This is a genomic window from Paratissierella segnis (genome assembly GCF_014385195.1).
GTDB classification, from domain to species: domain Bacteria; phylum Bacillota; class Clostridia; order Tissierellales; family Tissierellaceae; genus Paratissierella; species Paratissierella segnis.
The window spans coordinates 1-12,919 of record NZ_JACRTG010000003.1; the positions used below are offsets into that span (position 1 = coordinate 1).

At 33.3% G+C, this 12,919-nt stretch carries 11 protein-coding genes; 8 read left to right on the forward strand and 3 right to left on the reverse strand.

All coding sequences use genetic code 11. The annotated features are described in order from the left end of the window. Positions 1-290: 290 nt before the first annotated feature. The gene (locus tag H8707_RS00630; RefSeq protein ID WP_262428213.1) at positions 291-1,625 is read left to right on the forward strand and encodes a hypothetical protein; all 1,335 of its coding nucleotides are present in this window, start codon (positions 291-293) and stop codon (positions 1,623-1,625) included. Between the two features lie 81 nt (positions 1,626-1,706). After that, positions 1,707-3,020 carry an MFS transporter gene (locus tag H8707_RS00635; protein WP_262428214.1) on the forward strand — a complete coding sequence of 438 codons (1,314 nt, stop codon included), beginning with the start codon at positions 1,707-1,709 and terminating at the stop codon, positions 3,018-3,020. Between the two features lie 235 nt (positions 3,021-3,255). Here the strand turns inward: H8707_RS00635 and H8707_RS00640 are convergent, their stop codons facing one another. The 3 genes from H8707_RS00640 to H8707_RS00650 are packed head-to-tail and all read right to left on the reverse strand — an operon-like array spanning position 3,256 to position 4,569. Continuing rightward, positions 3,256-3,612, reverse strand: coding sequence for a transposase (locus tag H8707_RS00640; RefSeq protein ID WP_316699568.1), 357 nt, complete (start codon positions 3,610-3,612; stop codon positions 3,256-3,258). Next, a complete protein-coding gene (locus H8707_RS00645) occupies positions 3,605-3,940 on the reverse strand; it encodes a transposase (RefSeq protein ID WP_262428335.1) in 336 nt (111 codons plus the stop codon). The genes H8707_RS00640 and H8707_RS00645 overlap by 8 nt, the downstream gene beginning before the upstream one ends. A gap of 11 nt (positions 3,941-3,951) precedes the next feature. Beyond that, complete coding sequence (locus tag H8707_RS00650) at positions 3,952-4,569, reverse strand: transposase (RefSeq protein WP_262428336.1); 618 nt, start codon at positions 4,567-4,569, stop codon at positions 3,952-3,954. Between the two features lie 375 nt (positions 4,570-4,944). On the opposite strand from H8707_RS00650, the gene H8707_RS00655 reads away from it, so the two are divergent. The 6 genes from H8707_RS00655 (at position 4,945) to gatB (ending at position 12,870) form a co-directional block, all read left to right on the forward strand. Further along, positions 4,945-5,085, forward strand: a complete 141-nt coding sequence (locus tag H8707_RS00655; RefSeq protein ID WP_262428215.1) for a hypothetical protein — start codon at positions 4,945-4,947, stop codon at positions 5,083-5,085. 303 nt (positions 5,086-5,388) lie between these two features. After that, positions 5,389-7,602, forward strand: coding sequence for a DNA helicase PcrA (gene pcrA / locus H8707_RS00660; protein WP_262428216.1), 2,214 nt, complete (start codon positions 5,389-5,391; stop codon positions 7,600-7,602). Between the two features lie 10 nt (positions 7,603-7,612). Beyond that, positions 7,613-9,601: an NAD-dependent DNA ligase LigA gene (ligA, locus tag H8707_RS00665; protein ID WP_262428217.1), complete on the forward strand. Its 1,989-nt coding sequence runs from the start codon at positions 7,613-7,615 to the stop codon at positions 9,599-9,601. Between the two features lie 89 nt (positions 9,602-9,690). Then, positions 9,691-9,975, forward strand: coding sequence for an Asp-tRNA(Asn)/Glu-tRNA(Gln) amidotransferase subunit GatC (gatC, locus tag H8707_RS00670; RefSeq protein ID WP_262428218.1), 285 nt, complete (start codon positions 9,691-9,693; stop codon positions 9,973-9,975). A gap of 13 nt (positions 9,976-9,988) precedes the next feature. After that, entirely contained in the window at positions 9,989-11,440 is a 1,452-nt protein-coding gene (gatA, locus tag H8707_RS00675; protein WP_262428219.1) for an Asp-tRNA(Asn)/Glu-tRNA(Gln) amidotransferase subunit GatA, read from the forward strand. Beyond that, entirely contained in the window at positions 11,440-12,870 is a 1,431-nt protein-coding gene (gene gatB / locus H8707_RS00680; RefSeq protein ID WP_262428220.1) for an Asp-tRNA(Asn)/Glu-tRNA(Gln) amidotransferase subunit GatB, read from the forward strand. Before gatA ends, gatB begins: the two co-directional genes overlap by 1 nt. Positions 12,871-12,919: the final 49 nt, after the last annotated feature.

Consider the following 12,919-nt stretch of genomic DNA (forward strand, 5'->3'; position numbering starts at 1 on the left):
TGTTTTGGCATGCTGTCAAGGGTGGCGGCGCACCAAGTTTAAATATATTTTGCAATTTTCTAGGTTCATTTGAGCCTAATTTCTTTGACTCTGTTTTTCATAGGCTACTTTACACTATCGAATAGTATAATTATTATTTAAGTGATTGTCCATTTTAAACTGTACTTTTTGTACAAAAATTAAAATTTATTTTTGACTTTTGTTACGGTTACATTAACTATAATCGTTGATAGAATATAATAAATAAATCAAATATTTCAAATATTGTTTGAATAGAAAGGGGTAATAAAATGAGTATTGAAAAAAGATATGAAGATGTGCTTAAAATTTTTGAAAGACCAGATTTGGAACCTAAAATTAGTGACTATTTACCTTTTTACCATGAAAACATACTGTATACTACTGTTTTAAAGAATTTTTTATATCCATATGAATTTACTGGATGGAAGGATGAACAACTTTCATGGAAAAAAACATGCTATATACATGGAGGATTAAATCCTTCTCCATTGTATAGGTTTTCAGGTAAAGAAGCAGAAAAGTTTCTTTCTAAATACTGTGTAAATACGTTTTCAAAATTTCCTGTATATTCTGGCAAACATTGTATTACATGTGATGAGGAGGGCTATATAACTTCTGATGGGGTCATACTGAAGACTGCAGAGGATGAATTTGAAACATATTGGATGTGGAGTCTTGTGATTGCTATGAAAAATGAGGAGGGGAATTATGATTTAGAATTTAAGGATTTAACTAATGATAAATTTCTTTTCCAAGTAGGAGGACCAAATAGTTTTAAGGTATTAAATTCTGTAACAGATGATGGGTTGGAAGATGTTAAATTTATGAGGTTTATAAATACTAGAATAGACGGTAAAGAAGTAAGAATAGTTAGATTAGGAATGGCTGGTAGTCTTGCATATGAAGTTCATGGCAATATATCTGATGCAAAATCAATATATGATACGATCTATAAGGCAGGAATTGAGTATGGGATAAGACGATTGGGTTGGCATACATATATGATGCAGCATACAGAAAATGGATTTCCTCAATTTGGAGACCATTTTATGATGAAATTACCTGGAAGCCCAAGCAATAAAGGAAATGTAGTAGGTAGTATTGGTAAAGAAGCAACTGGATATGCAAACCCTGTTGAATTGGGATGGAAAAAGACTATAAAATTCGATCATGATTTTATTGGACGAAAAGCACTAGAGAAGTTAGTAGAGAATCAGACTAGGGATATGGTTAGTTTAGAATGGAATACAGAAGGTATTCTAGATGTCTATGCCTCAAGATTTATTGAAGGTGAAACATACAAAGATTTTGATGAAGTAAATGATATGATTTACAAAGGGATTGGTACTGTATTACATCAGGATAAAGTAGTTAATGCTCAAGGTGATTTAATTGGTGTAAGTAGTGGTAGAGTATATACTTATTATTATAAAAAAATGATTTCTTTATGTTCATTGGATTTGGAGTACTGTCAACCTGGTACAGAAGTTATTATTATATGGGGGGAGCCAAATATGATTCAGAAGAAAATACGTGCCACTGTATCGAGATTCCCTTACTATGATGAAAATAGAAATCAAAGTTTTGATGTAGCTATTAAGTAAAAAAATCAACTATCTTAGGAAGTATAGTATATGACAATCAATGCAATTAAATTAAATTAAACAATTTGAGGGAGGGAGATTATGGGAACGACTAATAATAGTAAATCATTCTATTACGGTTGGGTAGTTATGCTTTCTTGTGCAGTAAGTACTGCATTAATTAGTACAGTTGGAATGCAAGCGACTCAGTTTTCAAATGGGCTGATGAGACAAGATACATCAGTAACATTAAGCGCTACTACTTATGGATTGGGTTATACAGTATTTGCGTTAATGCAAGGCATTCCAGGATTATTCTTAGGAAAACACATTATAAAAAGGGGGGCAAAATCAGTATATTTAATGGGCGGCATCACAGCAGTAATTACTGGTTTGCTATTTGGTAATTTAATTGATAAAAGTCCATTTTTTTTTATTCTTGGATATGGTTTTTTCTTTGGCTTTGCTGGGTTTTGTGCATCACAGCTTGCTGCGCAAACGCTTGTTAATACTTGGTTTGTAAAAAAAAGAGGGAGTGGGTCTGCCATGAGAACAGTTAGTGCAGCGATAATTGGATTTTTCACACCACACATTATAAGATGGGCTACTAGTCTTAGTGGTGGCAATTGGCGCTATGGCTGGTATATTATGGCCATAGGTGGAGCAATAAGTATAGTTGTTACACTTTTATTCATGAAGAATAAACCTTCTGATGTAGGACAATGCCCAGATAATTTAGACCCCATGTTAGATATATTAGAAAAGGGAAATACCATTAGTAAATATTCAAATGTTTATAAGAGACCAAATGGTGAGGATATTAAATATAATGAAGCTATAAGATCTTATTCATTATGGGCAATAATAATAATGTGCATGGGAGGGTTTTGTGTATCCAATCTATTATATTCGCCTGGTTCATTATATTTTATGGGAATTGGATTAACTACTGAGAATCTAGCAACTGCTCAATCATTCCAAGTAATATCAAGCCTTTTAGGCGCACTGATTATTAACCGACTTAGTGATAGAATTGAACCTTTATATCTGGTTGCCGGATGTGTTGGATTCATGTGTCTGGGAGCCTTAGGAGCAACAAAAGCATCTGTTGAAACACCTGTATTAATGTATTTATTTTATATAAGTGCAGCAATTGGAATGGTTGGCACAATGCAGGTGGTTGCAATAGGAATAGGCAATCTATTTGGGAATGCAGAGTTTCCAAGAATACAGGGGCTTTGTTTGTTTGTCGCCGCTCTTGTTTCTTCTCAAGTTTCAACTATAGCAGGCATAGTTTTTGACAGGGTAGGTAGTTATGTTCCAGTTTTCTATATATTTGCGATATTCGGTTTGATAAGCATAATACCAACTTTATTTATTAAGATACCCAAAATAAAAGTAAAAGATAATAATTAGCACAATTTACCAATGGGGCTGTCGCATTAGCAAATAATAATTGTTAGTGCACAGTCTATTTTTACCTCATATTACCAATTTTATTAATGTTTTTACAGATTAAATTCACATTTATCTAAAAATAGGGATACTTTAATAATCCTCCACAAATAAGACTTTTTTCTAAATATATAATTTTTAAGATTCTAATTTAAGCACTTTCTTTTAGTGAAAAAAGATATGTCCTTGTTCGATCTTACTGGATTTTATTATGTAGTTTATTTACGTTATGTGCCATTGCTAACAGTATACTCTCTGCCAGTACATTCTGCTTTCCTCTGCATAAAAACCTTCTAAATCCCATATCCTGTTTTAATTCTCCAAAGGAACCCTTTACTTGAATACTTCGATTCATTCTAAGCTTGCAACCTTCTTTGCTTAGAATTCTTTCAAGTTCATCATTTCTCAGCTTATTAAATAATTTAGATATCTCTAGATTCTTAATTCTTTCTTCTAATGTTGTCTTGCTGTTATTACCTTTTATACATTTACTCTTGTATTCACAGTTACTGCAATCTTCACAGGTATATATAGTTTTTTCACTTTTATCCAGTTTTGCTTTTTCTTATTATTACTTTACTTACTGTAAATTTTTTATTATTTTTGCATATATAGTAATCTTCAATTTTATTGTATTCCATATTTTCAATGCGGTCGATATCGCTCTTATATTTTCTAGTTTTAGAAATTTCATAGTTTGCTGGTTTTATGAATGCTATCTGATTATTGTCTTCAATGTATGCATAATTTTCTTCACTTTCATATCCCTCATCAGCTGTTATCTTTTCATATTTAAATTTTAGATGCTTTTCCATACCTCTTAAAAATAAAATGAGTGTTGTAGTATCTGTTGGCTGAGGTCCGACTGAAAGCCACGTGATGTACTCAGAATCTACACCATGCTGAACATTATACGCAGCCTTTTCTGTGTATACTCTTTTAGTCTGTTAAGATAATCTTCTAATTTTTCAATCGAACGCTGTAGTGGTAATTTTCTCTTTCCTTTACCATGGACAAACTCAATATTTTCTTCCTGTTTTAGTTTGTATAACATCTTTCGTAGTTTCTTAATATGTTTTATTTTTACCTGGTTTTGATATACAAGTCTAATACCATATAACTCTTCACATTCTGCAACAAAATCAGCTAGTTTTATTAGTAGTTTAGCTTGGTTCTTAGTTACTGCCTTTTTCCATACAAATGTATATTTATTAGCACATGCCTCAATCTTAGTACCATCAATAAAAATGCCGTCACCCGATATTTCTCCTATGTCATAAAGAAAATTTGACATTTTAGCAAGGATATTTTCAGCACATTGGGCAAAATGAAGGCTTCTAAATCTTGCAAATGTTGCATGATCTGGTACTGGAGAACCTTCAAGAAGATACATGAAATTGATATCACGGGTACATGCAGTTTCCAAACCCCTCGAGGAATAAATATGATTCATGTAAGAATAGAGTACAATCTTCAGTATTTGTCGTGGCGTTGCTTGATTTCCCCGAATTCAGGAATAAGTCATATACAAATCTCTTAAATCCATCTCCTCTATAAATTGACTTAGCAAACGCACAGAATCATCATCTGGGATTATACAATCCATTTCTAATGGAAGTTTTAGTTGATAAAAGCTTTGATTAATTGTATAATTTTTATGTAAGATAATTGGTTTTTGCATACTAATATTTTACCATAAATCCCTTACTTTTCGAAGCTTGGGATTTATTTGTTTACATAGAAAAGAGGTTGTGCACTAATTATTTAGTGCGACAGCCCCATTAGTATTTATCAAAAAGGAGTGAGCTAAAGTGCCTGATTCTTTAAAGGATACAAAAATTAATATAGGCGGACTTTACATAGATATATTTATGGAGGTGTTAGGATGAGTACTGCCAAAGAATCTAAGCAAGAACTATATTTAACACCTGAAGAGGAAGAAGTATTTTGGAATATAATACAAAATGATGATAAAATAAGTTCAGATGAAGTTAAAGGCTTATTAATTGGGGAGTTTAATTTATAGATTAGTATTTATATATAAGAACTACTACTCATGTTACAAAAATATAGGTAAAAAATCACAAAATTATCTATGTTTTTGGTGTAATGAAACAATGCAGTAAGGAGGTAGTCTATAGCTGAATTTAAAAAATACGGATTAGATGAGGCATTTTGGGAACATAGTATTCAAGGCATTGGGGGCAGAAAGGTGAATACCCAGTCATACTAAAAAACTAGTTATGACTGGTTTTATTTTTTATTTGGAATTATCTCTCCAATACTATATAATTAATAGGTAAGAGATAAGTTTAGGAAGGGGGACATTATGGATTTTTTAGCAGGACTAAACGATCGGCAGAAGGAGGCGGTTCTTCATACAGAAGGACCTTTGCTTATTATGGCAGGGGCAGGTTCTGGAAAAACAAAAGTTGTTACACATAAAATAGCGTATCTAATAAAAGGGATGAATATATTTCCGGGAAATATATTAGCTATAACATTTACAAACAAAGCGGCAAATGAAATGAAGACAAGAGTTGCAAGCCTTCTTAAAACAAGTGTAGATGATATGTGGATGGGTACTTTCCACTCAATATGTGTTAGAATTTTGAGAAGGAATATCGATAAGATAGGTTATGATAGAAGCTTTACAATCTATGATAGAGATGATCAGGTAACCTTGATCAGAGAATGCATCAAAGAAAGAAATCTAAATAAAGAAAATTATAAAGAGTCAACAATATTGTCTAGGATAAGTTCTTTTAAGGATTCCCAAGTCGACCCGGACGAGTATATAAATGTAAACTATAAAGATTTTAGGGAAAGAAATGTAGGAGAACTTTATCAATTATATCAAAACAAGCTAAAGGAATACAACGCATTGGATTTTGATGATTTATTGATAAAAGCGGTTGAACTATTTGAGTTAAATCCCGGGATATTAGATTATTATCAAAGAAAGTTTAAATATATATTTGTAGATGAATATCAAGACACCAATAAGATTCAATATAGATTGGTTAAATTATTATCAGAGAGATTTAAAAATATTTGCGTAGTTGGGGATTCTGACCAGAGCATTTATTCGTGGAGACATGCAGATATCACAAATATATTGGACTTTGAGAAGGATTTTCCAGGAGCAAAAGTCGTATTATTGGAGCAAAATTACCGTTCTACACAAAGTATATTAAATGTTGCAAATTCCGTTATTAAAAATAATAGCAGCAGAAAAGATAAAAATCTATGGACAGCCAAGGATGAAGGCAGATCAGTACTTTATGAACGATTGGAATACTCGGAAGAAGAAGCTTATTATGTGTCAAGAAAGATACATGAACTTGTATTTAAAGGATATAAGCTTTCAGATATCGCAATTCTTTACAGAACCAACGTCCAGTCTAGAATCTTTGAGGAGGCTTTTGTCAATGAAAGACTTCCCTATAAGCTCGTTGGTGGGTTGAAGTTCTATGATAGAAAGGAAGTAAAAGATATACTTGCTTATCTTAAATTCATCCAAAATCCAAATGACAATATTTCCTTAAGGCGGATTATAAACACTCCAAAGAGAGGTATAGGAGATGCTACTTTAGCTAAGATACAGGATTATGCAATTGAAACGAACGACTCAATTTATGGAGTTCTATTAGACATTGATAGCGTAAATAGCTTATCCCAAAGAGCTAAAAATAGTGTTAAACCTTTTGTTGAATTGATGAATGGTTTAATGGCGAAAATGGAAATAATGGGTCTAAAAGATTTTATTGAGGATGTAATCAATTCATCGGGATATGTTGCTGATTTAGAAAAAGATGATACAGTAGAATCTCGTACTAGAATAGAAAATATAAGAGATTTTTTATCTGTTGCATTGACATTTGAAGAAAAAAATCCGGAATCCGATATGGAAGATTTTTTGGCATCTGTATCATTGCTTTCAGATGTTGACAAAACAGTTGAAGATGATAATTTGATTTCGTTGATGACAGTTCATAGCGCTAAAGGACTGGAATTTCCGGTAGTATTTTTGGTTGGGATGGAAGAAGGATTATTTCCTATATCCAGATCCTTTGACAGTGATGATGATATGGAAGAAGAAAGACGACTTTGTTATGTTGCTTTGACCAGAGCCAAAGAAGTTTTATACATTACAAGTGCAGAGAAAAGGACTATATATGGCAGTACAAGCTATACAATTCCTTCTAGATTTATAGATGAGATGGGAGATACAATTGAGAAAACGGAAACAAATAAAATTTTTAATGTACTAGGAAATAATAAAGAAGAAAGACCAAAGGAAGAAAATTTACTCAATATCGTAGATTACGATATTAACAATTTTATTCCAATTAAACCTGTTAAAAGAAATATATCTGATGTAAGTATAGAAATAGGGTCGAAAGTGAAACATAAAAAATGGGGAGTAGGTACTGTAGTACAGATAAAGGAAAGAGACGGAGATAGGGAGCTTGTTATTGCATTCGACAATGATGGTCTTAAGCGATTGTTACAATCCATAGCACCGATTGAGGTAATATAGGAGGGCTGTTATGTTAAAGGAAGAAAGGATCAAGGAACTTATCGATATAATTGATGATTTAAACTATAATTATTATACTTTGGATAACCCTAAAGTAAGCGATAAGGAATATGATGTACTTTATGATGAACTGGTAAGTCTTGAAAATGAAACCGGCTATATTTTGAATTACTCACCTACACAAAGGGTAGGCGGACATATATTAGAAAAATTTGAAAAACATGTCCATTTGGGAAGACTGTGGAGTCTTGGTAAAAGTCAGTCCTATGGTGATTTGAGAAATTGGGATATTAGGGTAAGAAAGACAATTGATGATTATAATCAAAATAATACAGATAAATTGCCGAATCCAAAATATATTTTAGAATATAAATTTGATGGTCTTACGATAAATCTTACTTATAATAATGGTGAGTTGGTTCAAGGAGCAACTAGAGGCAATGGATTAATTGGAGAGGGCATTTTGGAACAAATCAAGACTATTAAATCCATACCTATGAAAATCAATTTTCCCAATACCATTGAAATACAAGGGGAAGGACTTATGCCGCTGTCAGCTCTAAGAAAGTATAATCTGGATGCTATAGAACCTTTGAAAAACGCAAGGAATGCAGCAGCAGGAGCATTGAGGAACCTTGATACCGGTGAAACTAAAAAAAGAAATTTAACAGCTTATTTTTATAATATAGGATATATTGAGGGGAAGAGATTTGAAACCCATTTGGAGATGATAGATTTCTTAAGGGAAAATAGATTACCTGTTTTTCCATTTTTTAAAAGCTTTGACTCTATTGATGATTTAATAGGAGAAATTGAAGCAATCAAGGACCATAGGGGAGATTTGGATATCTTAACTGACGGTATGGTAATTAAAATAAATGATTTGCATACCAGAGAGGTATTGGGATATACAAACAAATTTCCGCGGTGGGCGATTGCATACAAATTTGAGGCGGAAGAAGTAAGTACAAAGCTGTTAGCCGTTCAATGGAATGTTGGAAGAACAGCTAAGGTGACGCCGTCTGCTATACTTGAACCAGTTGAAATCGGGGGAGTGACAGTTAAAAGGGCTACTCTGAATAATTATGATGATATAATAAGAAAAGGTGTTAGAATAAATTCCAGAGTTCTGATTAGAAGATCAAACGATGTAATACCTGAAATCTTAGGAACCTTGGAGACCGATGAGGAAACCTATGAAATAGAAAAACCGACTCATTGTCCGGCTTGCAACAGCGAATTATATCACAATGGCGTTCATATATTCTGCCCCAATTCTCTGTCTTGTAAGCCTCAATTAGTTTCCCGATTAGTTCATTTTTCAAGTAGAGATGCGATGAATATAGAAGGGTTTAGTGAAAAGACTGCAGAAAAATTTCTTGAAGAATTGGATTTGATGGATTTACCGGAACTTTACGAATTAAAGTATGAGGATTTAATAAATCTTGAGGGATTTAAAGATAAGAAAACAAAAAATTTGTTAGATGCAATTGAAAGAAGTAAAAATGTTACATTAGCATCATTTATATATGCATTGGGAATTCCAAATGTAGGTATAAAAACTGCAAATGATTTAGCAAATCATTTTAAGTCTTTGGACAATATAATGAATGCAAAATATGAAGAGCTTATTGATATCGGAGATATAGGGGGTATTATTGCTGAAAGCATATTGGAATTTTTCCATGACGAAAAGATATTATCATCATTAAACAAATTATTAAGCGAAGGTGTGAAACCTTATTACGAAGAGGTAAAGACTGAGGAATCTATCTTTACCGGCAAGACGGTAGTTATAACCGGTACTATAGAAGGCTTAACGAGAAATGACATAAAAGAAAAAATTGAGAAGTTTGGCGGCAAGGTATCAGGCTCTGTAAGCAAGAAAACGGACTTTGTAATAGTAGGTGTTGACCCCGGATCAAAATATGATAAAGCTGTAGAACTGGGGATAAGGATAATTAGGGAAGAAGAACTAAAAGACATATTGAGTAGCTAAGAGTTAAAAGTGAAAAATATCGGATTTGACATCGAAGGCTAGACCTAAATAATTATCAGCTGTTAATTTAAGAAAGGAGGATTTTTAAGATGATAACAAAAGATGATGTGCTATATATTGCAGATATTGCGATGCTAAAGTTTCCGGAAGAAGAAATTGATATGTTCACGGAGAAATTTGCCCAGGTAATTGGATTTGTTGATACTATAAAGGAAGTAAATACAGAAGATGTAGAGCCAACCTTTATGGTTAGTGATGAAGCAGGAGAGTTAAAAGATTATGAAGAAAATGAAACTCTTTTAAGAGAAGAGGTACTTCAAAATACTGTAGAGCAGCAATACGGATATTTTAAAATCATAAAGGTAGTGGAATAGAAGGGGTGATAATGTGGATATAACAAGTCTTAAAGCTTGGGAAATGAAAGAAAAACTTTTAAATAAAGAAATTTCAAGTAAGGATATTGTAGAAGCTCATATAAAAAGAATTGAAGAAATTGAGCCTAATATCAATGCCTTTATTACACTGAACAAAGAAGAGGCTTTAAAAGCTGCTGATGCAGTTGACAAAAAGCTAAGAAATAATGAAAATGTAGGTGTATTGGCAGGGGTACCTATTGGGATAAAGGACAATATCGTTACCAAGGGAATGAGAACAACCTGTGCTTCAAAGATGCTGGAGAATTTTATTCCTCCATATGATGCAACTGTTATTGAAAAGATTAAGAAGAGTGATGGTATAATTATTGGCAAAACAAATATGGATGAATTTGCCATGGGGGGCTCTACTGAAACATCATACTTTGGAACTACAAAAAATCCGGTAGATCCAAGTCGTGTACCGGGAGGTTCATCAGGCGGATCGGCAGCGGCAGTATGTTCTAATGAGGTGCCTTTGGCCTTAGGGACAGACACTGGAGGCTCTGTAAGACAACCTGCAAGCTATTGTGGAGTTGTAGGATTAAAACCAACCTATGGAATGATTTCTAGATACGGTGTTGTGTCAATGGCGAATACTTTGGATCAGGTAGGCGTATTTGGAAGGGATGTAAAAGATGCGGTTTTAATGCTCAATGCTATTGCCGGTCATGACAGAAGGGACTCCACATCCTCAAGAAGATCAAATTCGGGCGTTTTTATAGGTGATGATGATAACGAAAGCATCAATTTATTAGAAGGTTTGAAGGTGGCATTGCCTAAGGAATATGCTGAAATGGGAGTATCTAATAAGAAAATTCAAGTGCTGTTCGATGAGGCTGTTAAGGTATTTGAAAGGCAAGGAGCCAAGATAGATTTTGTATCAATACCTCATCTGAAATATGCTCTTGAAACCTATTATATTATAATGACATCTGAGGTAAGTTCAAATCTTGCCAGGTTCGATGGAATCAGATATGGTCATAGAGCAGAGGACTATAAGACATTGGATGAATTATATACTAATTCAAGAACAGAGGGGTTTGGGGAAGAAGTAAAAAGAAGAATAATGATAGGTACTTATTCCCTCAGTGCCGGATATGCGGAGGAACATTATAAGAAAGCATTAAAGGTTAGAACACTTATAAAGCAAGACTATGATAATGCCTTTATAGATCATGATATTATTTTATCATTGACATCAACAATGTTGCCTTTTGAGTTTAATTCTATAATAAATGATCCTGTTGAAATGTATAAATCCGATTTATATACAGTACCTATAAATATTGCAGGTCTTTGTTCAATGTCAATTCCAATGGGTAAAGTTGATGGACTACCTGTTGGGCTTCAAATAACGGGTGATAGATTTATGGAAAAAAATATAATTAAAGCCGCTTTAGGCTATGAAAGGGCGGTGCTATAATGGGTTACAAAACAATTGTTGGTCTCGAAATTCATGTTGAACTGGCAACTAAGCACAAGGTTTTCTGTAATTGTGCTAATGAATATGGTGCTGAAGCTAATACTTTAGTTTGTCCTGTCTGCTTAGGTTTGCCCGGAGCATTACCGGTGTTAGATAAAGAAGCTCTGGAATTTGGGATAAAAGCTGGTATTGCTTTTAATAGTAAGATATCCAATTTAGTTCGTATGGACAGAAAAAATTATTTTTATCCTGATTTAGTAAAAGGATATCAAATTTCCCAAGCAGATCTTCCATTATGCGATGGAGGATATGTAGAGATTGAACTTGAAGAAGAAACAAAGAAGATAAATCTTGAAAGAATTCATATAGAAGAGGATACAGGAAAACAGCTTCACACAGACGAAAGTAGTACACTGCTTGATTTTAACAGGTGTGGAGTACCTTTGATTGAAATAGTTACAAAACCGGATATGAGTTCTGCAGAAGAAGCCAGACTTTTTCTGGATAAACTAAGGGCGACATTGAAATATATTGGAGTATCCAATGTAAAAATGGAAGAGGGTTCACTGAGATGTGATGTTAATATCAATGTAGTAAATATGGAATCCGGTAAAAAGTCAAATATAAGCGAAATTAAAAACCTTAATTCATTTAAGGGTGTAGTAAAGGCTATAGAATTTGAGGAAAAGAGACATATTACTTTGTTAGAAGAAGGTAATAACACTGAAAGAGAAACTAGAAGATGGGATGAATCTAAAGGTGAAACCATTCTAATGAGGCGAAAATTTGGAGCAGCAGACTATAGATTTGCATTTGATGGAGATATCCCTCCTGTCTCATTAACTGAAGAAGAAATAGATAGAATTAGGGAATCTCTTCCCGAACTGCCTCATGATAAGAAGGATAGATTTATAAAGGAATATGAGCTTTCATCTTATGACGCAGGAGTCCTAACACAGACTAAAGAGTTAGCTTCATTGTTTGAAGATACTGTTAAATACATAAATGACAGTAAACTTGTTAGCAATTGGATAATGGGCGATGTTTTAAGAAGGCTTAAGGATGATGAGCTGGAAATTGAAGATTTAAAAATTTCATCAAAAGATCTTGCCGATTTATTGAAATTGGTGAAGGATGGAAGGATAAATAATAATACCGGAAAGAAAGTACTTAAGGAAATGTTTGATACTGGTAAAGCTCCGGAAGTAATTGTTAAAGAACAAGGATTGATTCAAATTAGCGATGAAGGCGAGCTATTATCATTAATCGAAAAGATCCTAGACGAAAACGAGCAATCAATAATAGATTATAAAAATGGGAAGGATCGTGCTCTGGGATTTTTAGTAGGTCAAATAATGAAGGCCTCCAAGGGTAAGGCAAATCCACAATTGGCAAACAAAATGCTGGTTGAAATGATCAATAAAAGATAATACACTTACCTTCATTAGAAGGGGAGTCTGTAAGACAGTGACCAGCCGA

Bases quoted from the DNA above. Each gene is read 5' to 3' on its own strand.
- pcrA (WP_262428216.1), top strand. From the start codon at position 5,389: ATGGATTTTTTAGCAGGACTAAACGATCGGCAGAAGGAGGCGGTTCTT.
- gatB (WP_262428220.1), top strand. From the start codon at position 11,440: ATGGGTTACAAAACAATTGTTGGTCTCGAAATTCATGTTGAACTGGCA.
- ligA (WP_262428217.1), top strand. From the start codon at position 7,613: ATGTTAAAGGAAGAAAGGATCAAGGAACTTATCGATATAATTGATGAT.
- H8707_RS00630 (WP_262428213.1), top strand. From the start codon at position 291: ATGAGTATTGAAAAAAGATATGAAGATGTGCTTAAAATTTTTGAAAGA.
- H8707_RS00655 (WP_262428215.1), top strand. From the start codon at position 4,945: ATGAGTACTGCCAAAGAATCTAAGCAAGAACTATATTTAACACCTGAA.
- H8707_RS00635 (WP_262428214.1), top strand. From the start codon at position 1,707: ATGGGAACGACTAATAATAGTAAATCATTCTATTACGGTTGGGTAGTT.
- gatC (WP_262428218.1), top strand. From the start codon at position 9,691: ATGATAACAAAAGATGATGTGCTATATATTGCAGATATTGCGATGCTA.